Genomic DNA, 21,829 nt, shown 5'->3' on the forward strand with positions numbered 1-21,829 from the left:
CCGCGGCCGGCTGCGTCGGGCTGGCGCTCGAGGCCGGCGGCACCCTGGTGATCGACCGCGCCGCAACTGCCGCGGAGGCAGACCGTCTCGGCCTGTTCCTGGTCGGCTACGGAGCCGCGCCATGAGCGCCGCCGCTATGTCCCCATCCAAGACAATCTGGCTGGTGGCCGGCGAGGATTCGGGGGACCAACTCGGCGCCAAGCTGATGCGGGCGCTGCGCGCGGCGGCGCCCGGAACCGTGTTCGGCGGCGTCGGCGGCGAGGCCATGGCCGAGGAGGGGTTCACCTCCCTGTTCCCCCTCGATGACGTCGCCGTCATGGGCTACCTCCCGGTGCTCGCCCGGGCTCGGACGCTGCTGCGGCGCATCCGCGAGACCGCGACCGCGGTGGTGCGCGCCCGGCCCGACGTGCTGGTGATCATCGACAGCCCGGGCTTCACCCATGCCGTCGCCCAGCGGGTCCGGAAGGCGGCGCCCGGCATCCCGATCGTCGACTACGTGTCGCCGAGCGTCTGGGCCTGGCGGCCCTGGCGGGCCAAGGGCATGCGCGGCTTCATCGACCACGTGATGGCGCTGCTGCCGTTCGAGCCCGACGCGCATCTGCGTCTCGGCGGCCCGCCCTGCACCTATGTCGGCCACCCACTGATCGAGCGGTTTCCGGACTTGCGCCCCGCCGCGGCGGAGGTCCGGCGGCGGGAGGCGGTCCCCTACCGCCTCGTGGTCCTGCCGGGCTCCCGCCGGGCCGAGATCGACCGGCTGATGCCGGTCTTCGGGCAGGCGCTCGAGCTTGTCTCCCGCGTCCTGGAGGTGGAAGCGGTCCTGCCGGCCGTGACCCGCCACCGGGCCCTGATCGAGCGGCTGGCCCTGAACTGGCCCGTGCCCGTCCAGGTGCTGACCGGCGAGGCGCCGAAATACGCCGCGTTCCGGGGCGCCCGGGCGGCGCTCGCGGCCTCCGGCACCGTCACGCTGGAACTGGCGCTGGCGGGCGTCCCGATGGTGGTGGCCTACAAGGTCTCGCGGGCCGAGGAGTTCATCGCCCGCCGCCTGATCCAGGTGCCCAGCATCGTGCTGCCCAACCTGATCCTGGCCGACAACGCCATGCCGGAATTCGTCCAGGCGGATTGCACGCCCGAGCATCTCGCCCGGGCCCTGCTGCCGCTGCTGGCGGGCGGCCCGGAGCGCGACGCACAGAGCGACGCGCTCGCCCGGATCGACGGAAGGATGCGGCTTTCCGGCGACGACACGCCGAGCCGGGCAGCTGCACGGATTGTTTTGGACACCGCCGGGGGGCGCGGGATCGGAGTCGTTTGACGCCTCAAGGTCATCGCGCGGCTTAACGAGTCAATCACCCTGTCTTTCCGGGGCGCCGCAGGCGAACCCGGAACCTATAACCGCCGACAATGCTAAGGTCTTGATCTGCCGACGGTTATGGATCCCGGGTTCCGCTCCGCGGCACCGGGACGACAGGGAGCATGTCCCGGCGTCGAGGCGATGCTTGAGCGCGGACGGACGATCGCCGGTCCAGGATGTTCGCATCCTGCCGCTCGTCACCCCCCGCGCCGCCCGCAGCGCACGTAGGCCGCTGTGCCGCGCCCGCTCGACCAGGTGAGGCGGTCGCCGTCGACCACGAGCCGCACCTGCGAGGACCAGTGCCGGCCGCGGTCGCTGCATTCGGCGGCGACCACCCAGGCGTTGCCGACGCGGCGGCCGTCGTGGAAATTGCAGATCGTGCGGCCGGCCCGGGCTCGCTCCGGCGTGATGGTGGCCGGGATGTAGCCCCGGCGCCGGGAGCGTGCCGAGCAGGCATCTGCGGTCGGCCCCCAGATTCCGGCATATTCAGGATTGGCCGGGCCCGCTTGCCTGGGGGATGCGGGCACCGCCGGGGGAACGATTGCCCCTTGCGCGCCTGGATCCGCCGGGCTCCGAGCCGCCTGGGAGGCCATTGGCGGCCCAGTGTCCAAACCCTGCGCAGCCGGTGCGGCCTCGTCGAGCGCGTCGAGCGTCACGACCCGACGGCCCGGGGGCTTCGGGGCCGGAGCAGACCGGGTTTCGGCCTGCTGGGTCCGGAACGGCATGTCCTCGGTGAGGTAGATCGCGCTATAGCCGAAAAGCCCGGCCCAGCCGAGGACCAGGAGCGCAGGCACGACGAAGCGGCGCTTGGAGCCGGTACGGGGTTCATCACCCGGATCGGCCAGCACGACCGCACCCATCCTCACCCCCTGATCCAGGCATCCGGTGCCGATTCGGTCGCCGGGTTGCCGAGGAAAAGGATGCCCCAACAAGAGGCTAGGGGGAACTGCCGTGTCGTTCAGCGTCCGAAGATCCCCTTCAGGAACTGGGCGGTGCGGTTGCGCTTGCGCTTGCGCTCCAGTTCCGCGGCGTCCTTGAGCCATGCGACCTGCACCACCCGGCGCTCACCCTCGAACGGCTCGTGGCCATGCCAGGAATTGTCGGCCCGCAGGAAGGCGAACATCGTCCCCATGGTCGGGGGCACCTCCACCGCGAAGGGCGCGTAGTTGCGGCCGTCGTAGAGCACCCGCAGGCGTCCGGCGGCCGGGGCGTCCCAGGCGTCGTTCATGTAGACGAGCAGCGTCAGCACCTTCGATGGGCCGTCGGTGTGGATCGAACCGTATTTGAGCTGGCTCTTCCGCATGATCGTGGTCAGCCGCGGGCAGGAAACCAGGTCGATTCCGAACTTCTCGCCGAGGATGTCAGAGAACGCATCGCTCTCCAGTTCGTCGATCAGCGCCTTGAACCGGCCCTTGAGCGCGACCTCGTCCACCGTCAGGTAGCCGGGCTTTGCGATGTCCGGGAAGTCGCGCCGGATCGCGTCGATGGCGTCCGGGTTCAGGACGTTGGTGCCCAGCGTGTACGGGTAGGGCTCGCGGGCCACCGGGGCGGCACGCACCGCGGAAACGTCGAGGATCGAGAGGGCGGACATCTGCGGGTCCCTGGTCTCCGGCGCGCGACGGCCGGCACGCCGGCGCCAGGGGCGCGTGCCGGAGGATCATCGGGGCGTGCGGGCCGGGCGCGCCCATGGGGCGTCCGCGGTCATCCAATCTCGAGCGCTTCCCCTGATCCTGGAATCCCATAATCCGGTGATTGCGGCGGTCCAACGGCGAAAGCCGTGTGGTGGCGCATTCCGGTGACAGTCTCGGGGCGCCCGGCCGTGCAGGATGGCGCGATGCCCGAGGACTTTCTTCTCGGGTGCGTACCCGGAACCCGTCCGCGATGAGGCCGCTGGTCCTCGCCTTGCTGTGCGTTCACCTTGTCGCGATGGCGGCCGGGGTGAGCGCGTTCGCGCAATCGTCGCGGTCGTCGCGCCCCGCCGGGACGGCGCGGATGAGCTGCGCCGAGGCGATGGCGCTGGTGAAGAGCGAGGGCGACGTGGTGATCGCCGGCGGCACCGCTCCGGAGCGTTTCGTCAGCGGCCCGGGCCAGTGCACCGGCGCCGAGATAGCCGAACTCCGCTTCGTCCCCACCCGCGACAATCCGCAATGCCCGATCGGCTATCGCTGCCGCGAACCGGGCTTCGAGGAGTGGAACTGGTAGCGCGGGACGCGGCGTGGCGTCGCCTCGGCCGGTTCGTGACGAAACTTTCACGTGACAGCGCCCGCGAAGTGCCACGTTCTCGCCACGACCCAGGGCCAAGGCCGCCGGGTTGCGTTCCCGAATGAACGCTCACGTTAGGCGGGAGACACGCGTGGCTTCAATCAGGACCGGGCTCGGGATCCAGGCCGTGCTGACGGCCGTGGCCGCGCTGATCCTGCTGGCGCTTCCGGGGATCCCCAGCCCGCCGCTTTACGTCTCGCTCGCCGGCTTCGTGATGGCCGGCATCCTGATCGCCGCCAACGGCATCTCGGCCTACCTGAAGGTCTTCGTCTCGGTCTACGGGTTCGGCTACCTGCTGCTCGCCGGCCTGAAGACGATCGCCGCCATGGGCCTGCTGCCCCCGGTGGTGGCCGCACTGCTGCCGCCGGACTTCGCCGCCACCGGCGCGGTGGTGTTCGGCGCCATCGTGCTCGCCGTCTCGCATCTCGGTCCGATCCGCGCGATCACCGACATCGCCGACCCGTATTTCGCCAACCGCGACAAGCCGACCAAGGAGATCGGCCTGTTCCGCTGGTTCGGCAGCACCGAGGGCCGGATCGGCCGCAACCTCGTCGCGCTGTCGATCTTCGTGAACTTCGCCGACGTGGCGCTGACCCTGCGGTTCAACTTCTTTTACCGCGACATCTACAACGCGCTGCAGGAATACGACGCGACGGCGTTCTGGTACCAGCTGCTCTGGATCTTCGTTCCGCTGGCGACGCTCAACATCGCCATCGGCATGTTCGACCTGTTCGTCGATTCCTCGCTGCACATCCGCTGGCGGACCTGGCTGACCCACAGCCTATACGAGCGCTGGCTGGGCAACGGCACCCATTACCGCATCCCGTTCACCGACGAGGAAGCCGACAACCCGGATCAGCGTATCCAGGCCGACGTCAACCTGTTCATCCAGCAGACCGCGAGCCTGTCGATCCGGCTGCTCAGCCAGGCGGCGCAGCTCGTCTCGTTCATCGTGATCCTGTGGACGCTGTCGCGCGACTTCGTCGTGCCGTTCACCGACACGGTGATCCCGGGCTTCCTGGTCTGGCTAGTGATCGCCTACGCGGTGGTCGGCACGTGGCTCACCCACCTGATCGGCCGGCCCCTGATCGGGCTCAACTTCCGGCAGGAGCAGGTCGAGGCCGATTTCCGCTTCTCGCTGGCCCGCAACCGGATCTACTCGGAGCAGATCGCGCTGCTGCGCGGCGAGCGCGCGGAGGCGACGCGGCTCGGCTCGCTGTTCCACATGATCATCGACAACTACGTCGGCATCATCTTCCGGCGCATCAAGCTGATCGCCTTCACGTTCAGCTACCGGCAGGCCAGCGTGATCTTCCCGATGGTGCTCGCCGCGCCGTCGTTCTTCGCCAAGAAGATCACGCTCGGCGCCCTGCAGCAGACCTCGCAGGCGTTCTCGCAGGTGCAGAGCTCCCTGTCGTTCTTCGTAGACTCGTACACGACCCTCGCCTCGTACAAGGCCAACACCATCCGTCTCGGCTCCTTCCGCCGCGCGATGAGCAAGGCCGAGGCACTGGAATCAGCGGGCTACGGGCTGGTCCAGGGCAACGAGACCGCCAACGGCGTCACCGCCCGTGGGCTGGTGCTCGCCCTGCCGGACGGCCGCGAGATCGTCTCGGCACCGGAGCTGACCCTGGCCCGGGGCGGCGCCACCCTGGTCACCGGCCCCTCGGGCTCCGGCAAATCGACGCTGTTCCGGGCGATCGCGGGCATCTGGCCGTTCGGCAAGGGCCGGGTGGACGTGCCAGCCGGGCAGTCGACGCTGCTGCTGCCGCAGCGGCCCTACATTCCGCAGGGGACGCTGCGCGGCGCGGTGGTCTACCCGAACACCATCGACCAGTTCTCGGACGACGCGATCCGCGATGCCCTGACCGCCGCCCAGCTGCCGCACCTGATCGACCGCCTGGACGAGACCGACACTTGGGAGCGGCGCCTGTCCGGCGGCGAGCAGCAGCGCCTCGCCATCGCCCGGGCGATCCTGGCCAAACCCGCCTGGCTGTTCCTCGACGAGTCGACCGCATCGCTGGACGAGCCGTCCGAGGCCAAGATCTACCGGATGCTGCGCGAGCGGCTGCCCGACACCACCATCGTGTCGATCGGCCACCGCTCCACGCTCGACGCATTCCACGAGCGGCGGATCGTGCTTGAGCCCCAGGGCGACCTGTTCACGCCCCGGGAGCGCCGGGAGCCCCAGCCGGCAAGATAAGTGGCCTTTGTCCCAGAAGACCGGGGAAAATGCCCCGTAGAAGTTGCGAGATGGAAATAAGAACGGAACCTGTGACTGCGGGGTCCGTTTGTCATGCGCTGAATAAATCGGAGGAACGCATGACCAAGATCAAGACCCTCGCGGGCGCCGGCGCTCTCATCCTGATGTCGACTGCTGCCTTCGCGGCGCCGTGCGCGACCGGGACGACCGTGACGCGCGACAAGGAAGCCAGCAAGGCCTCGACCGTGGATCCGAGCGTGAAGACTCCGACCACCCCGGGTGCCAAGGCTGAGTCGCCCGGCACCGTCGGCGCCATGACCAACGCCGGCACCGCGACCTCGCCGTCGGACGTGCAGGCTCAGTCGCAGGGCAAGCCGACCGCCGCGCAGGCCGGCAAGGGCGGCGACGACTGCTGATCTCCGCTCCATCATCTGACGTCACGACGAACGCCCGCCCGGCCCTGCCGAAGCGGGCGTTCCCGTGCTCCGGGATGCTTACGCGGCCCGGCGCAGCTTCGAGGCTGCCCGAGCCGCTCGGGTGACGGCGTCGCGGTCGAGGACCCCGGGCTTCACGACCCAACTGCCGCCGACGCACAGAACTGACGGAACGGCCAGCCAATCCGGAGCAGTCGCCTCGGTGATTCCGCCGGTCGGGCAGAACTTCACACGGCCGAACACGGGCGTCAGCGCCTTCAGTGCCTTGATCCCGCCCGCGGCCTCGGCCGGGAAGAACTTGAACCGGTCGAGACCGTGGTCTAGGCCGCGCATGATGTCGGCGGCGGTGGCGATGCCCGGCAGGTAGGGCACGCCGTTGGCCTTGACGGCATCGGTCAGCGGGTCCGTGAGCCCCGGCGAGACGATGAACTCCGCCCCGGCCGCCAAGGCGCTGTCGAGGTCGCCGGGGTTCAGGACCGTGCCGGCCCCGACCACCGCCCCCTCGACCTGGGCCATCTCTCGGATCACCTCAAGGGCGGCGGGGGTGCGCAGGGTGACCTCCAGGGCGGTCAGCCCGCCCGCCACCAGAGCTTCGGCGATCGGCCTGGCCTGGGCGACATCCTCGATGACGAGGACCGGGATGACGGGCACGGAGCGCATCAGCGCGTCGATGCTGGTCAGATCGTTCATGATCGGCTTCTCCGGTTCGACGTTCAGAGGCCGGCCGCGGCGAGCATGGCGGAGGCGCCCCGTTCGGCGGTGTCGGCCCCTTGGCGCATGAAAGCGAACAACTCCCGGCCGGTTCCGGCCTCGGGAACCGGCTGAACGGCCTCCTCCCGGGCGGCCAGCTCGGCGTCGTCGACCAGCACCTGCAGGAGGCCTTCGGCCGCGCTGAGGCGGACGATGTCGCCGTCGCGGATCCGCCCGATGGCCCCGCCGCCGAGCGCTTCTGGGCTCAAGTGGATGGCCGCCGGCACCTTGCCGGAGGCGCCGGACATGCGCCCGTCCGTCACCAGGGCGACCTTATGGCCGCGATCCTGGAGCACGCCGAGCGGCGGCGTCAGCTTGTGAAGCTCGGGCATGCCGTTTGCGCGCGGCCCTTGGAAGCGGACCACTACGACCACGTCGCGCTCCAATTCGCCGGCCTTGAACGCTTTGAGCACGTCGTCCTGGTCGGAGAACACCCGGGCCGGGGCCTCGATGGTCCGGCGGATCTCCTCGACGGCGCTGGTCTTGAACGTCGCCCGGCCGAGGTTGCCGGTCACCAGCCGCATGCCGCCATCCGCCTGGAACGGGTTGCCGGGCCGGCGGATCATGGTGTCGTCCAGGCTCTCCGGCACGGCATCCTGGAAGGCGAGATCGTCGCCGTCGAGCTTCGGGTCGCGGGCATGGTCGCGCAGGGACTGGCCGGCCACCGTCAGGATGTCGTCGTGCAGCAGCCCGGCATCGAGCAGGGCGGCCATGACGAAGCTCATGCCCCCGGCGGCGTGGAAGTGGTTCACGTCGCCCGCGCCGTTCGGGTAGACCCGGGCGATCAGCGGCACGGCGTTGGACAGCCGGTCGATATCCGCCCAGTCGATGACGATGCCGGCGGCGCGCGCGATGGCCGGCAGGTGGATCGCGTGGTTGGTCGAGCCGCCGGTGGCGAGCAGGCCGACCGCGGCGTTCACGATCGCCTTCTCGTCCACGCACAGGCCGAGCGGCCGGTAATCGTTGCCGGCGGCGCCGATCTCGGTGAGCCGATGGATCGCCGCCCGGGTCACCGCCTGGCGCAGCTTCGTACCCGGATTGATGAACGAGGCGCCCGGCATGTGCAGGCCCATCATGTCCATCATCATCTGGTTCGAGTTGGCCGTGCCGTAGAACGTGCAGGTGCCGGCACCGTGATAGGAGGCGGATTCGGATTCGAGCAGCTCCGCCCGGCCGACCTTGCCCTCGGCGTAGAGCTGGCGGATCCGCTGCTTCTCCTTGTTGGCGAGCCCCGAGGGCATCGGCCCGGCCGGGATCAGGATGGTCGGGAGGTGGCCGAAGCGCAGCGCGCCGATCAGCAGGCCGGGCACGATCTTGTCGCAGATGCCCAGCAGCGCGGCGCCGTCGAACATGCCGTGGCTCAGGCCCACCGCGGTGGAAAGCGCGATCGTATCGCGCGAGAACAGCGACAGCTCCATGCCCCGCTGCCCTTGGGTGACGCCGTCGCACATCGCCGGGGTACCGCCCGCGACCTGCGCGGTGGCGCCGCGCTCCCGGGCGAAGACCTTGATCTGATCCGGATAGCGCCCGTACGGCTGATGCGCCGACAGCATGTCGTTGTAGGCGGTGACGATGCCGATGTTCATCACCGTCTGGCCGTCGCGGAGCGCCGGCTTGTCCTCGCCGGAGGCGGCGAAGCCGTGGGCGAGGTTGCCGCAGGCCAGCGTCGGCCGGTGCACGCCCGAATCGCGCTCCCGGGCGATCAGGTCGAGATAGGTCCGCCGGGACTCGCGGGAGCGCGCCACGACGCGCTCCGTGACCGCCGCGACCTCGGGATGAAGCTCGGTCATGCTCGTTCCTCCGTCAGGGTGCCGGCGGATCGCAGGGCCGGCACTGATCCCGGCCGCGACCGCGTCGCACCGGGCTATCTAGGCGGTGCCCGGGACGATGTAACCCGGTCGTGGCGCAGGGCGGCCGAGCGCGGCTGCCGACGATGGCCGTCCCAATCACACCCTCATCCAGAGGCGCGAGCGCAGCGAGCCTCGAAGGAGGTCTCCAGGGAGCGCGTCTGACTGGAGGGCTTCTTCGAGGGCGATGCTATGCGCCGCGACCTCCGGATGAGGTCGCGGGTGGGAAGCTTGGGAATGACGGGTGTTCAATACTCCCAGAAGATGCGCTGCAGCTCCTTGGTGTCCTGCGTCTTAGTCAGTGCCACGGCGGCCAGGATCTTGGCCTTGGCCGGGTTGAGGTCGTGGGCGACCACCCAGTCGTATGTGTCGTCGGGCTGCTCGGCGTTGCGCAGGACCAGGCCGTCCGGCACCCGCGAGGAACGGATCACGATCGTGCCCTTCGACCGGATGTCCTTCAGCTTGTCCACGAGGTAGCCCGCCACCGAGCCGTTGCCGGTCCCGGCGTTGACGATCGCCTTCGCGCCGGCCTGAACCTCCGCGTCGTAGACGCCCGGGATCATGTTGCCCGAGCCGTACACGATACCCACCAGCGGCAGGCTGTCGATCTGGTCGATGTCGAATTCCGAACTCTTGTTGTGGCGCTTCGACAGGGATCGGAAGAAGTAGGTCTTGCCCTCGATCACCATGCCGAGCGGCCCCCACTGGCTGTAGAAGGCGCTGGGGACGACGTTGGTCCGCTTGTTCACGTCCCGGCCCGACTGGATCGTGTCGTTCATCGTGACCGTGACGCCCTGGCCGATCGCCTCCTTGCTGGCCGCGACTGTCACCGCGTCGAGCAGGTTGAGGGCGCCGTCGGCCGAGATCGCCGTGCCCGGCCGCATCGAGCCGACGACGACGATCGGCTTGTCGCTCTTCACCACGAGGTCGAGGAAGAACGACGTCTCCTCGAGGGTGTCGGTGCCGTGGGTCACGACCACGCCGTCGACGTCGTCCTGCTTCAGCAGAGCGGAGACCCGCTTGGCGAGCTGAACGAGCTGCGCGTCGGTGAAGCTCTCCGACGCGATCTGGAAGACCTGCTCGCCGCGCACGTTCGCGATGGTGTTCACCTGCGGTACCGCGGCGATCAGCTTGTCCACCGGCACCTTGGCGGCCGTGTAGGTGGCGCTGTTGGCCGCGTCCGCCCCGGCGCCCGCGATCGTGCCGCCTGTGGCCAGGATGACAACGTTGGGCTTCTTCACCGCCGCGGCAGTGCTGGAATCGGTCATCTCGCGGGCACCGGACGGGGTGGCCCCGATCGTGCCGGCCAACAACAGAGCCAGGGTCGCTCCGCGCAGGGAACAGGCCGCGCCGCTTCGGCAGGAGATCATCGGGGATCCTTGACGTCTGAAGAAGAATCGCGAGTCGGGCTCGCGTCCGGGATCGTAGACCCCGCTCGCCGCGAGGCAAGTTTCATGCAGCGACGACGCTGACCGACGGATCCATTTCGTAAGCTTGGGCGTTGCACTCAAACGCTGTTCGTTCGGAGGTAGACCCCAATGCTGCATCTTGCCGGACTGCTCGACGAACTCGAGCGGAGCGAGCCCGCGCGGGCTGCGATGGCGATCCTCGAATCGGCCCTCGCCCGACGGTCGGTCGAGGAGCAGACGGCATTCTGGCGGGCGGTCGATCTCTACTACGTCTCGCGCAAGGCACCGCCGGAGCCCGTGGGTGCCGCCCTGTGCGGCGCGCCGCAGATGGCCATCGCTGTCTAATTCGAGTCCTGGCGCCTCCGGGCAGGGTTCGCTGCGCCTCAGGGCGTCGCCAAGCGCTTCACGGTGCCAGCGCGCCGGCCCGACGACGTCCGGTCGAGCAGGCTGTTGAGACGCCGCCGCGCCGGCCGCTCGATCAGGAACAGGCTCACGAGACCCATGGCGATCGCGGGCAGGACCAGGGCTTTGCTGGCCGTCCCGCCGATCCCATCGTGCAGCACGTAGAAAGGTTGCTGCCACAGGTAGATGGCGTACGACCACGCGCCGAACAGCAGCAGCGGTTTCGCACTCAGGCCCCGGCGCAGGAGGGCCGGTGCGCTCGGCAGCGAGGCCACCGCCACGGACAGGAGCGCGGAGCCCAGGCTGTACTTGATCGGATCAGGCACTACCGCGACGTTCAGGGCGAGGCCGGCCAGCGCCAGGAATGCGGGCCGCCACGACGTCCGTGGCGCGCTCCGGCCGATCATCAAGTAGGCGGACGCCCCGAACAGGATCGACGCCACCCGGACATCGCTGCGCCAGTAGACCGTCGTGTAGTCGCCGCCGAGCGCGGTCGAGACCGCGCCGTTGAGGCAAGCGAGGGCTGCGAGAACGGTCAGAACCGGGGCCACGGAAAACGCGTGCCGGCGACGGAGGAACGCGATCATCCCGAGCAGGATGTAGCCGTGCTCCTCGACGCAGAGCGACCAGATGTGGTCGACATTCGGCACCTCGGGCAACCACAGGTGGTAGTAGTTGTAGGTCAGCGTCAGCGCCGCGAGGCAGCCGTAAAGTTGCTGGTCCTGACCGGTGGCGAGGACGAGCCCGGTCATCGCCAGCACGAAGCAGATCAGCGCCGGATAGATCCGTGCGGCCCGGCGGAGGAAGAACGTCTTCAACGGCGTGCCGCGTTCGAACAGGATCTCGGCCATCAGACGGCCGCTGAGCACGAAGAAGAACTCCACCCCGAAGCGGCCGAGATTGATGCCGTGCGTCGTGCCGAAATGGCCGACGAGCACGAGCAGGATCGCACAGCCGCGCCACCCGTCGAGGAAAGGCCAGTGACGCGGGGGCATGGGGCGCCTCTCGAACCTCAGGTTCGACAGTCTGGAGGCGCGCTGCCGCGGCTTAGCGAGATGATCTTAGGGTGTAGGTTTTTGAGGCTCGTGCCACCGGCGGTTCGAAAGGCGTAGGATCACGACGGGCCTCGATCTTGGACCGGTGCCGATCCCGACCCCTGCGGGAGGGGCCGGGCTTCGGCAGGACCGGTACCGCAAGACATTGAACCATCAGCGTTTCCGCGTCCGACGTCCCGGCTCCGGGACACCGTAACGACGGCCCCGGCACCCGCCGGACTCGAGCCTTCCGGCGAACGCGTAGTCCCGGGGCCATCGCCCCGCGCGCGATCAAAACACCGAGATCAGCACGATGCCGGCTGCCATCAGCAAGCCGCCGATCAGCCGACCGATCCCGGCGCGGACGCGCTTCATGCCGAGCCAACCGAAATGGTCGATGGCGATGGAGGTAAACAGGTTGGCGGTGATCAGCAGACCGTTGAAGGCGCCGGCTCCGACCTTGTCGACGAACAGCAGGCCGGCGAACACCGCCACCGCCCCGGCGATGCCGCCCAGCGCGCCCCACCACGGCACCCGGGCCACGTCCGCCCGGGTCGGCAGCGGGGTCGGACGGAGCAGGAACACGAACAGGAAGACCAACGCGACCGGAATGAACGACACGGTGGCGGCGAGCCAGGGGTTCACCAGGGCACCGCGCAGCTGCGCGTTGAGCACCACGCCGACCGCCTGGAGCGAGCCCGCGACCAGGATGAACGGGTAGAGCAACCGTGCCATCAGGCCGCCCTTGCCCGACTCGGCCTGCTCGTCGTCCGATTTCGGGCCGGTGGCGCGGGCGATGAACACGATGCCCACCACCATCAGCAGGCCCCCGAGCCACGGCATCGCCTTGAAGCCCCCGGCCTTGAGGCCGAACAGGCCGAGGCTGTCGAGCGCCAGGGAGGTCAGGATGTTGGCCGTGATGGTCAGGCCGTTGAACGGGCCGGCCCCGACCTTGTCCACGAAGGCGAGGCCGCCGAACACCGCCACCGCGCCGGCCACCCCGCCGAGCGGCGCGTACCAGGGCATCGAGCCCAGGGTCTGCAGCGTCGGCAGCGGCGTCGGCATGGTGAAGAACAGGATCGTGAAAACGATCACGATCGGCATGAACGAGTAGGTCGCCGCCAGCCACGGATTGACCAGCGCGTCGCGCAGGCGCGCGTTCATGGAATTGCCGAGCGCCTGCAAGGCGCCTGCGACCAGGATGAAGGGATAGAGCAGGGCGGCGTTCAAGATCGGGGCTCCGGTCGTGGGAGGGCGAGGCGGTTCGGTGCGGCGTCGTCCTGGGATCCGGAGACCGGGCTCTCAGACGAGGAGGAGGGCGGCCAGCGCCAGCACGAGGGCGGGCGGCATCACCAACAGGCCGAGCTTCAGGAACTGCCAGGCCGACACGTCCTCGCCCTCGCGGCGGATCGCCGTGAGCCACAGGATCGTGGCGAGCGAGCCGGTGACCGACAGGTTCGGCCCGAGATCGACGCCGATCAGGATCGCGCCCGCGACCTTGTGCGAGACCTCCGCGGCCTGGACGGCGGCGCCGGCGAGCAGCCCGGCCGGCAGGTTGTTCACGAGGTTGGTGCCGAAGGCGACGAGGGCGCCGCCCGCCCAGGCGGTGGCGGTGGGATCGCCCTGGGCGTAGGTCTTCAGGGTGTCGGCCAGCAGGGTCAGCACGCCGGTCTTCTCCAGCGCCTCGACCAGCACGAACAGGCCCGCCACCAGTGGCAGCACCGCCCAGGACACGTCCTTGACCACCTCGACCAGGCCGCCACGGTTGAGCGCCACCACCAGCAGGGTCGTGGCGAGGCCGGCCACGAAGGTCGGCAGGCCGAGCTCGATGCCGGCGGCCGAGGCCCCGATCAGCGCCCCCGCGGTGGCGATGATGCCGAGTCCCGCGACCTTGCCGCCGAGGCCGAGGCTCACGGTCTCGACGTCGGTCTTGATGCTCTGGCCCTTGAGCCGGCTGTTCTGGGTCAGCCGCAGCACCGCGTAGGTGGCGACGATCGCCAGCGCCGATGGCAGCGCGAAGGTGGCCAGCCACTGGCCGAGCGGCGGCATGTCGGTGGCGAACACCACGAGGTTGGCCGGGTTCGAGATCGGCAGCACGAAGCTCGCCGCGTTGGCGATGAAGGCGCAGATGAACAGGTAGGGCAGGGGTTCCGCGTCGGCGGCCTTGGCGGCGGCGTAGACCGCGGGCGTCAGCACCACCGCGCAGGCATCGTTGGAGAGGAACACCGTCACCACGGTGCCGACGAGGTAGATCAGCAGGAACAGCCGGGTCGGCGAGCCCTTGGCGGCGCGCACGGCGAGGCCGGCGAGCCAATCGAACAGCCCTTCCTTCCGGGCGATCTCGGCCAGCAGCATCATGCCGACGAGGAACAGGTAGACGTCGGTGCCCTTCGAGACGCCGTCGAGGGCGACCTGCCAGGGCAGCAGGCCGAGAACGACCAGCAGGGCGGCGCCGAGCACCGCCCAGATCGCCTCCGGCCACGAGAACGGGCGCACGATCACGCCCAGGGTCGCGAGCGCGGCGATGCCCCAGGTCGCCAAATTCGGTGTCAGGCTCAATCCAGCGAACACGTCTAACTATCTCCCCCCGGAGGCGTGGCGAGGCTCACCACTCTGCGACGAACACCACTTGGTCAGGGTCACCACTTGCGGCCGTAGCGGTTCGGTCCGAGCTGATCGCCGCGGATTCCCTTCCGGACCCAGCTCTGGATCCGGCCCGCGTCGCCACCAGGCTTTTCCGGCATCGGCGGCGCGGCCGCATTGTCCGAGACTGCGATCACCGGCTCGATCACGTCGGTGTCGACGTAGTCCGGGCCGTGCCCGGGCCAGCATTCATGCACCGCCTCGACCTGGATGCTGCGTCCGCCTCCGTCCCAGGACAGCGACGCCTCGTAGCAGCGCGCGCCCTCCGCGCGGTGCATCAGGATCCACGGGCCTGTATCGACCCGGCAATGGACGTAGCGCGGCGGTGCGTCCGAGAGCACGACGGCCCGGACGGTGATCCGCCCGTCGGCGTCGAGCGCCATGCCGCACGTCACATCCGTCGTCGGCAGCGTGGCGACGCGGCGGTCGGCCGGGCTTGTGATCAGCACGAACGGCGCGGTCCGGTCGAGGGCGCGGAACCGCCAGCTCGTCACCGGCCCATCGATCGCCGCGACCGCGTAACCGACCGAGCCGTCCTCGTTCTGCCCGACCGAGCGGGCGGCGGCGTAGAGGGTCCGGCCGTCCGGGGCGAGTTCGTTGTAGTGGGTGTGGCCCATCTCCACGAGGCGGACCCGTGTCGCCCAGAACAGGCCGCCGATGTCGAGGCGGTCGTCCGGCTCGCGCAGGTCGTCCGGGTAGGCGTGCATGAACACGGCGCAGGGAATCTTCTTGTCGGCTGCGTCGGTGAGCTGATCGCTCAGCCATTGGGTCTGGCAACCGCCGAGCCGAAAATCCAGACCGATGCCTTTCCGGCCGAAGCCGGGGCTGACCATGTCGACGAACAGGCAGCGCACGCCCTGGATGTCGGCGGCGGCGCAGTAATGCGAGATCGGCAGGACCGGCCACGTCTCGGGACAGCCGGATGGCGGCTGTTCCAGCTCCCAGGTGATCGGCTCCGGCAACCGGGCACCCAGGCTCGCCGCAAAGGCATGGAACGCGTCCATCCGCCCGTGCTGGCGGTCGTGGTCGCCCGGGATCAATCGCAGCGGTAGGTGCGGATGCCGGTCCAGCGCGTCCTTCAGGATGCGGTATTCCGCGGCAAAGCCGTTCTCGGCCAAATCCCCCGGCAGGTAGACGAAGTCGAACAGGTCCTGGGGGGCGATCGCCGCGATCTGATCGAGGATCGCGGCGAGGTCGCGGGCATTCTGCGCGTCGGGATCCTGCAGGTGCAAGTCGCCGACATGCAGGAAGACGAGCGGCTCGCGCGCAGGCACGGCCTGGTGGTCGGGGGCGGACATCGGAGGTTCCCGTCGGCGGTTCAGACGGCCGCCGGCACGGCCGGCGGAAGGCCGGAGCCGCTATCCGGTGTGCCGCTCGCGGCTTCCCCGCCCCGGGTCTCGGGCATCAGCGTCAGGTAGAGGACGAAGCCGAGCCCGGCGATCGCGGCCAGCGCCAGGAAGGCGGTGGAATAGCCGGCCGACACGATGATCAGTCCGGCCAGCGTCGCGCTCACCGAGGCGCCGACCCCCTGGGCCGTCGCCACCGCCCCCTGGGCGGCGTTGAACCGCCCGGCACCCCGCGTCAGGTCGGCCACGACGATCGGGAACAGCGCGCCGTAGATGCCGGCCCCGACCCCATCGAGGAGCTGGACGCCGACGAGCCAGAACGGGTTGTCCGAGAACGTGTAAAGCACGCCGCGCAAAGCCAGCACGCCGAAGGCCGCCAGGAAGATCGGCTTGCGCCCGATGATGTCGGCCCGGGCGCCGACGAATACCGCCACCGGCACCATCACGCATTGCGCGGCGACGATGCACACGGCGATCAGAGACGTCGCGTGGTCCTTTCCGGAGAGGTGGGTGAGCAGCTGCCCGACCGAGGTCAGCATCGCGGCGTTGGACAGGTGGAAGATCGCGCAGAGCACGGCGAACAGCATCAGCGGCTTGTTCTGAAGCAGCGTCTTCAGGCCGGAGGGCTGCTCGTCCGCCTTAGCTTCCGCCTCGGTCATGCCGCGGGCGAGGTCGTCGTCGATGGCATCGGCCGGGACCAGCAGCATGGCGCCGATCGAGAGCGCGGCCAGCACGCCCATCAGCCAGAACACCACGATCGGACCGAAGAAGTAGGCCAAGCCGCCGGCGATGGCCGCGGAGGCAGCGTTGCCGGCATGGTTGAAGCCTTCGTTGCGGCCGATCCGCTTGGCGAACATCTTCGGGCCGACGACGCCGAGCGTGATCGCGGCCAGCGCCGGCGGGAAGATGGTGCCGGCCACGTGAGCGATCGATTGCGTGGCGGTCACGAGGTAGAAGTTCGCGATGAATGGCAGGATCAGGCAGCTCGCCGTGACCGCGATGGCACCGCCGATCACGATCGCCCGCTTGTGGTTGGTCGCGTCGATCAGCGCTCCGGCCGGCGTCTGCGCCACGAGGCCCAGGATGCCCGCGATGGTCATCACAAGGCCGGTGGTGGCCTCGTTCCAACCCTGGTCCGGCCCCCGGACTGCGATCAGGTAGATCGCCAGATAGGGCCCGAGCCCGTCGCGCACGTCGGCGAGGAAGAAGTTGAGGGCGTCGAGGCCGCGCAACGCCTTGGTGGAGGGAGTCCGGACGGTCGCGCCGCGCGCCGCCGCTCCGGTATCGGTCCTGTCCATCCTGATCCTGGCCCCCGCCCGAATGCCGCCGCGGCCGGACCCGGTCGGGGACGGCACGTGACGAGCTTGACGCCCGCTTAATCCATCTGTTCCCTGTAATTGTTCGAGAAGACTCGTTCGGGGACGATTCTCAGGCCTGTGAGTGGTTTACCCACCCTCGGCCTCGCCGGATGCGTCGGGATTCGCGACATCAACCGTCGCTTCTGCCGACAGGTCTGTCTCCGGAGTGGCGAGCCCGTAGCGCTCGATCTTGGCGTAGAGGAGCTGGCGCTGGATGCCGAGGCGGCGAGCGGCCCGGGCTCGGTTTCCGTCCGCTTCGCGAAGCGCCACGGCGATCATGGTCCGCTCCAGGCGGGCGACGGCGCCGGGTAGATCGCCCGCGAGCCAGTCCGCCGGCCATCCCCCCGGGACGCCGACACCTTCGGAGAGCTGCGCGGGACGCGCCGTCGGGAGGTCGATCGCGTCGGCCGCGATCACCCCGCAGCGTACCAGCACTGCGGCGCGTTCGACGGTGTTGCGCAATTCGCGGACGTTGCCCGGCCAGCCATAGGCCAGCAGCCGTGAGGCGGCGCCCGCGCTCAGCCGCTTGCCCGATGGACCCAGGAAGTGCTCGGCGAGCGGCACGATGTCGGCCAGGCGCTCGCGCAGGGGCGGCAGCAGGATCGGCACGACGTTCAGGCGGTAATAGAGGTCGGCCCGGAACCGGCCCTGGTCCACCAGCAGCGGCAGGTCGCGGTGCGTCGCGGCGATCAGGCGGACGTCGACGCGTCCCGACCGGCCGCCGAGCGGCGTGACCATGCGGTCCTGGATCACCCGCAGGATCTTGGCCTGCATCGGCGGGGGCATGTCGCCGATCTCGTCGAGGAACAGCGTGCCGCCTTCGGCCTGGTGGAAGGCGCCGGCCCGGTCGCCGACCGCGCCCGTGAAGGCGCCGCGGACATGGCCGAACAGCTCGCTTTCCAGCAGGTCGGGCGGGATCGCGGCACAGTTGACCGGCACGAAAGGCCGTCCCCGGCGGGCGGAATAAGCGTGCAGCGCGCGCGCCACCTCCTCCTTGCCGGTCCCGGTCTCGCCCTGGATCAGCACCGTCGAGGCGGTGTCGGCGACGAGCCCGATCGTCTTCTGGACCCGGCGCATGCCGGAACTCGAGCCGATCAGGCCGCCCTCGGGATCGCCGTCGTCTGGATCCGGCCTGACGCTCGACAGCATCGCATCGAGGGCGGCGGCGAGGTCGGAGCGTCCGACCGGCTTGGTCAGGTGGTCGTGGGCACCGAGGCGCATCGCCTCGATCGTGTTGGCCGGGCTCGCGAAAGCGGTGAGCACCGTCACGGGCGGCCGGGCCGGCAGGGCGCAGATCCGCGCCAGGGTCGCCATGCCGTCGAGGTCGCCCGGCATCCGCAGGTCGAGCAGCACGGCCGAGACCGTCTCCTTCCCCAGAAGAAGCGCCAGGGCCTCCGCCCCGGAGGCTGCCGGCAGGGGGCGGTGGCCGAGATCGGCCACGGTCTCGGCCAGCCCCTCGCGCAGGGCGGAATCGTCGTCCACGATCAGGATGGTCGCCATGGCAGGTCCAGCACGAAGGTGGTCTCGGGCGCGCCATCGATCAGCCTGACGGCGCCGCGATGCGCCAGGGCGATCTCACGCACGATTGCGAGACCGAGGCCGGTCCCGTCCGGCCGTCCGGTCACGAACGGCTCGAACAGCCCGGGGCGGATTTCGGGATCGATGCCGGGGCCGGTGTCGCTCACGCGCAGGTGCAGGCGTACCACGCCCGCGACCGTCACCCGCTCGGCGGCAAGACGGACCCGGCCCCCCGGGGGCGTGTGCTGGAGGGCGTTGAGCAGCAGGTTGTCCAGCGCGCGGGCGATCTGGGCGCCGTCGATCTGCGGCCGGTCCGCTCCGGGCAACGCGTCCCCCGCGATCGCGATCCGCACGGCCCGGGCGCTCGCCAGATCTTCGTGCAGGCGCGCGCAATCGGCGAGCAACGCGGCGATATCGGTGGGGCTGCGGGTGAGCGTGCGGGCCTGGGTGAGGTTCAGGAGGTCGCGCAGCAGGTGATCGACCCGGGCGATCTGGCCGAGCACGCTCTCCAGGGCCACCGTGGCGCGTTCCGGATTGCCGCTGGCCAGGGCGTTCTCAGCCTTGAGCCGCATCGCCGCGATCGGGTTGCGGATCTCGTGGGCGATGCTGGCCGCGAGGCGCCCCACGGCCGCCAGGCTCAGCGCGGTGAGGATGGCCTGCCCGGCCGAGGTCGCCTGCAGGAAGCCCCCGGGCGCTGGATAGAGGCGGCTCTCGGCGTCCGTGACCGAGACCGGCTCGGCCTCCATCAGGCGCTCGCCGTGGAGCGACAGCCGGACGAGGCCCAGGCCCGGCAGATCGCCGCCTCGCGGGTGCCGGTGGCGATCGGCGTGGCCTGCGATACCGGCACCTTCGCGAGGGACGCGGCGACGCTCACGGCCGGCGGGTTCCAGCTCGAATCGGTGACGCCGGTCGATCAGTTCCGGCATTCGGACCATGTCGAGATGGTCGGCGTGTTCCGCCGCGAGGCCCCGCGCCGCCGCTGAGGCGCGCAAGATCGGGAGGCTTGCGGCGCGGAGGCTGCGCATCGAAGACTTGCGCAGTGAAGACTTTCAGATTGCAGGCTTGCAACTTGCTGTAGATTCTGACCTTCTCACGATGACTGGAGGTGTCATGACCGCAGCCTCGATCCGCCTGTTCGCCTTCGCAGCGCTGAGCCTCGCCGCGCTGAGCCTCGTCTTGCCGGCCACGCTGGCGGCTCAGCCGCGCGCCCCCGATGAGACCGGCACCGGCGGAGGGCCGCGATCGACGATCACGGCGCCGAACACCAACAGCCTGGGCGTGACGAAGCCGCCGGGTACGTCGCTGGGCGCGGGCGAGGTCCCGTCACGGCGGGAGCAGCGGCGCGAGCGCGCCCTGACCGACAAGATCGAGGACAGCGTCTGCGAAGGCTGCAACTGACCTTCTGGCCTGACGACACCGCAGTGTCGATGCGGGCCGCGATGTCACGGAAGCGTCAGAAAACAACGCCACACCCACGGCACAGCTTGCGCTTGGAGCCGCCGTGCCGGATGCGGATCGGACCCGGCGCCGCCCAGTGACCGTTTTGCACCCGAGACACCGTCGTGATTTTCATCCACCAGCCCTCGACCGGCGCCGGATCCTCGCTGCTTGAGCGCCGAATCGTCGATCTCCAGGACACGATCCCCGAGGACACCGTCTGGCTCGACCTGATCCGCCCGAGCCGCGAGGAGGAACTCAAGGTCGAGGCCTTCGCGGGCATCGAGGTGCCGACCCGCGAGGAGATGAAGGACATCGAACCGTCGGAGCTGCTCTACGTCGAGGAGGGCGCCCGCTACATGACCGGGCGCGTGCTCTCGAAGGTCAGCGATGCCGAGGAGCCGGGGCTGGCCGGCATCACCTTCATCCTGCGCGGCAGCCGGCTCGTGACCGTGCGCCACGAGGAGCCGCAGGCCTTCCGGATGTACACCCAGCGGGCCGGCCGCACGACCGGGAACGGCAGCGCCTCCGCGGTCTCCGGCGAGGCCATCCTGGCTGGGCTGATCGAGGCGGTGATCGACCGGGCCGCGGACGTGCTCCAGCTCCAGGGCGAGCGGATCGACCGATTGTCGGGCAAGATCTTCGAAGTGCAGGACGACCCGTCCGCCCGCAACACCGCCCTCCAGGATACCCTGCGGGCGCTCGGACGCCATGGTGACCTGATCTCGAAGCAGCGCGAGAGCCTGGTCTCGATGGAGCGGATCCTGCTTTCGCTGTCGGCGACCTATCGGACCAACAAGGCGCCCCGCGACCTCCGAGAGGATGTCCGCTCGACCCTGCGCGATCTTCAATCGCTGGAAGAGCACGCGACCTTCCTGTCCACAAAAATTCAATTTCTGCTCGATGCGACGCTCGGCCTAGTCAACCTTGAGCAGAACAACATCATCAAGCTGTTCTCGGTCATGGCCGTCGTATTCATGCCGCCGACGCTGATCGCCTCGATCTATGGCATGAATTTCAAGTCGATGCCGGAACTAGAACTGCCGTTCGGCTACCCCATGGCCGTGGTGATGATGTTCGTTGCCGCCATCCTGCCCTACGTTTTCTTTCGCTGGAAGAAGTGGCTTTAGTCGCGAATATTCTCCAGCCGCAGATAAAACGTTAAGAGATATCCTGGAGATCATCGCACCCGGAAGCGCGGCTGGCCGCGACGACGGAAGCCCCGATGCGATTCTCTCTGAAGACCGTCCTCTGCGGAGCCATCGGCCTGCTGGCCCTCGCGGCTGCGGGCCAGGGGGTCGTCAGCGTCGTCCGCTTGTCCGAGATCGAGCAGGACGCCAAGGAGGTTTCGCAGGTCTGGCTGCCGGCCCAGAACGAGGCCGAGGCCATCGGCATGGCGGTGCGCGACGTGCGGCTGAAGCTGTACCGGCTGGTCGCTGGATCACCTGACTTCGCGACCCTCGACAAGAACCAGACCGCGCTGACCGACGGCCTCGGGGCGTTGTCCGAACTGCGCCAGACCTACCAGAACCGCCTCGCGACCCCGAAGGCGCGCGAGACCTACGAGCGGTTCACCGGCGCCTGGAATGCCTACCAGAACATCCAGCTCCAGGTGGTCGAGCTGATGATCGCCGGCGACAGGGACGGCGCCCTCAAGCGCGTCCTCGACCCGGAGACGGGCGCCCAGAACGATGCGGCGGTCGGCAGCCTCACCGAGGCGATCGCGCTGGCCCGGTCGCAGACCGACGGGAACGTCGCCGCCACCGCCGACAACGCGACCTCGGCCAAACGCACCGCCCTGGTCGCCACGGCGGTGGCGCTGGCGGTCGCGGCGGCGG

Annotated in this window: 21 protein-coding genes and 1 pseudogene; 10 read left to right on the top strand and 12 right to left on the bottom strand. The window is 69.5% G+C overall.

Annotated elements, in window-relative coordinates; genetic code table 11:
- Together lpxI and lpxB are read left to right on the top strand one after the other, a co-directional pair.
- The coding region (gene lpxI, locus FV228_RS05220) for a UDP-2,3-diacylglucosamine diphosphatase LpxI (RefSeq protein ID WP_147853619.1) at window positions 1-125 on the top strand (125 nt) is incomplete at its 5' end.
- A gap of 11 nt (window positions 126-136) precedes the next feature.
- Window positions 137-1,309 (top strand): lipid-A-disaccharide synthase, encoded by a 1,173-nt coding sequence (lpxB, locus tag FV228_RS05225; RefSeq protein WP_147853633.1) that lies wholly within the window; start codon window positions 137-139, stop codon window positions 1,307-1,309.
- 236 nt (window positions 1,310-1,545) lie between these two features.
- Here lpxB and FV228_RS05230 read toward each other — a convergent pair whose 3' ends face one another.
- Both FV228_RS05230 and FV228_RS05235 read right to left on the bottom strand, forming a co-directional pair.
- On the bottom strand, window positions 1,546-2,208 hold the full coding sequence (locus tag FV228_RS05230; RefSeq protein ID WP_147853634.1) for a peptidase inhibitor family I36 protein: 663 nt from the start codon (window positions 2,206-2,208) through the stop codon (window positions 1,546-1,548).
- 98 nt (window positions 2,209-2,306) lie between these two features.
- Window positions 2,307-2,939 (bottom strand): 2OG-Fe(II) oxygenase, encoded by a 633-nt coding sequence (locus FV228_RS05235; protein ID WP_147853620.1) that lies wholly within the window; start codon window positions 2,937-2,939, stop codon window positions 2,307-2,309.
- Between the two features lie 290 nt (window positions 2,940-3,229).
- Here FV228_RS05235 and FV228_RS05240 point away from each other — a divergent pair, with 290 nt between their 5' ends.
- The 3 genes from FV228_RS05240 to FV228_RS05250 all read left to right on the top strand — a co-directional run bounded on the left by FV228_RS05240 (window position 3,230) and on the right by FV228_RS05250 (window position 6,229).
- The gene (locus tag FV228_RS05240) at window positions 3,230-3,550 is read left to right on the top strand and encodes a hypothetical protein (RefSeq protein WP_147853621.1); all 321 of its coding nucleotides are present in this window, start codon (window positions 3,230-3,232) and stop codon (window positions 3,548-3,550) included.
- A gap of 151 nt (window positions 3,551-3,701) precedes the next feature.
- Window positions 3,702-5,813 (top strand): ABC transporter ATP-binding protein/permease, encoded by a 2,112-nt coding sequence (locus tag FV228_RS05245; RefSeq protein WP_147853622.1) that lies wholly within the window; start codon window positions 3,702-3,704, stop codon window positions 5,811-5,813.
- Between the two features lie 119 nt (window positions 5,814-5,932).
- Complete coding sequence (locus tag FV228_RS05250; protein WP_058194694.1) at window positions 5,933-6,229, top strand: hypothetical protein; 297 nt, start codon at window positions 5,933-5,935, stop codon at window positions 6,227-6,229.
- Between the two features lie 78 nt (window positions 6,230-6,307).
- Here the strand turns inward: FV228_RS05250 and eda are convergent, their stop codons facing one another.
- The 3 genes from eda to FV228_RS05265 all read right to left on the bottom strand — a co-directional run bounded on the left by eda (window position 6,308) and on the right by FV228_RS05265 (window position 10,214).
- Window positions 6,308-6,937 (bottom strand): bifunctional 4-hydroxy-2-oxoglutarate aldolase/2-dehydro-3-deoxy-phosphogluconate aldolase, encoded by a 630-nt coding sequence (gene eda / locus FV228_RS05255; protein ID WP_187277640.1) that lies wholly within the window; start codon window positions 6,935-6,937, stop codon window positions 6,308-6,310.
- A gap of 23 nt (window positions 6,938-6,960) precedes the next feature.
- Window positions 6,961-8,787, bottom strand: a complete 1,827-nt coding sequence (gene edd, locus FV228_RS05260; RefSeq protein WP_147853623.1) for a phosphogluconate dehydratase — start codon at window positions 8,785-8,787, stop codon at window positions 6,961-6,963.
- Window positions 8,788-9,092: 305 nt separating this feature from the next.
- Window positions 9,093-10,214, bottom strand: a complete 1,122-nt coding sequence (locus FV228_RS05265; protein WP_147853624.1) for an asparaginase — start codon at window positions 10,212-10,214, stop codon at window positions 9,093-9,095.
- Between the two features lie 168 nt (window positions 10,215-10,382).
- Between FV228_RS05265 and FV228_RS05270 the strand changes: the two genes are divergently transcribed.
- Window positions 10,383-10,598: a hypothetical protein gene (locus FV228_RS05270; protein WP_147853625.1), complete on the top strand. Its 216-nt coding sequence runs from the start codon at window positions 10,383-10,385 to the stop codon at window positions 10,596-10,598.
- Window positions 10,599-10,636: 38 nt separating this feature from the next.
- On the opposite strand, the gene FV228_RS05275 is transcribed toward FV228_RS05270, so the two are convergent.
- From FV228_RS05275 to FV228_RS05305, 7 genes are all read right to left on the bottom strand, one after another.
- The gene (locus FV228_RS05275; RefSeq protein WP_147853626.1) at window positions 10,637-11,650 is read right to left on the bottom strand and encodes an acyltransferase; all 1,014 of its coding nucleotides are present in this window, start codon (window positions 11,648-11,650) and stop codon (window positions 10,637-10,639) included.
- A 330-nt stretch (window positions 11,651-11,980) separates the two neighbouring features.
- Window positions 11,981-12,919, bottom strand: coding sequence for a DMT family transporter (locus FV228_RS05280; RefSeq protein ID WP_147853627.1), 939 nt, complete (start codon window positions 12,917-12,919; stop codon window positions 11,981-11,983).
- A 72-nt stretch (window positions 12,920-12,991) separates the two neighbouring features.
- Window positions 12,992-14,260: an arsenic transporter gene (locus FV228_RS05285; RefSeq protein ID WP_187277641.1), complete on the bottom strand. Its 1,269-nt coding sequence runs from the start codon at window positions 14,258-14,260 to the stop codon at window positions 12,992-12,994.
- Window positions 14,261-14,328: 68 nt separating this feature from the next.
- The gene (locus FV228_RS05290; protein WP_147853628.1) at window positions 14,329-15,630 is read right to left on the bottom strand and encodes a metallophosphoesterase; all 1,302 of its coding nucleotides are present in this window, start codon (window positions 15,628-15,630) and stop codon (window positions 14,329-14,331) included.
- Between the two features lie 20 nt (window positions 15,631-15,650).
- Window positions 15,651-16,976, bottom strand: coding sequence for an MFS transporter (locus tag FV228_RS05295; RefSeq protein WP_147853629.1), 1,326 nt, complete (start codon window positions 16,974-16,976; stop codon window positions 15,651-15,653).
- 147 nt (window positions 16,977-17,123) lie between these two features.
- On the bottom strand, window positions 17,124-18,536 hold the full coding sequence (locus FV228_RS05300) for a sigma-54 dependent transcriptional regulator (RefSeq protein ID WP_147853630.1): 1,413 nt from the start codon (window positions 18,534-18,536) through the stop codon (window positions 17,124-17,126).
- On the bottom strand, window positions 18,521-19,300 hold the full coding sequence (locus FV228_RS05305; protein ID WP_246693835.1) for a HAMP domain-containing sensor histidine kinase: 780 nt from the start codon (window positions 19,298-19,300) through the stop codon (window positions 18,521-18,523). Before FV228_RS05305 ends, FV228_RS05300 begins: the two co-directional genes overlap by 16 nt.
- 30 nt (window positions 19,301-19,330) lie before the next feature.
- Between FV228_RS05305 and FV228_RS05310 the strand changes: the two are divergent.
- The 4 genes and pseudogenes from FV228_RS05310 to FV228_RS05325 form a co-directional block, all read left to right on the top strand.
- Window positions 19,331-19,537, top strand: a pseudogene (locus FV228_RS05310) (RNA methyltransferase); the annotation flags it as partial.
- Window positions 19,538-19,664: 127 nt separating this feature from the next.
- Window positions 19,665-19,952 carry a hypothetical protein gene (locus FV228_RS05315; protein ID WP_147853631.1) on the top strand — a complete coding sequence of 96 codons (288 nt, stop codon included), beginning with the start codon at window positions 19,665-19,667 and terminating at the stop codon, window positions 19,950-19,952.
- 164 nt (window positions 19,953-20,116) lie between these two features.
- A complete protein-coding gene (locus FV228_RS05320) occupies window positions 20,117-21,121 on the top strand; it encodes a magnesium transporter CorA family protein (protein ID WP_147853632.1) in 1,005 nt (334 codons plus the stop codon).
- A 95-nt stretch (window positions 21,122-21,216) separates the two neighbouring features.
- The coding region (locus FV228_RS05325; protein ID WP_187277642.1) for an MCP four helix bundle domain-containing protein at window positions 21,217-21,829 on the top strand (613 nt) is incomplete at its 3' end.

This window comes from Methylobacterium sp. WL18 (assembly GCF_008040015.1).
Classification (GTDB): domain Bacteria; phylum Pseudomonadota; class Alphaproteobacteria; order Rhizobiales; family Beijerinckiaceae; genus Methylobacterium; species Methylobacterium mesophilicum.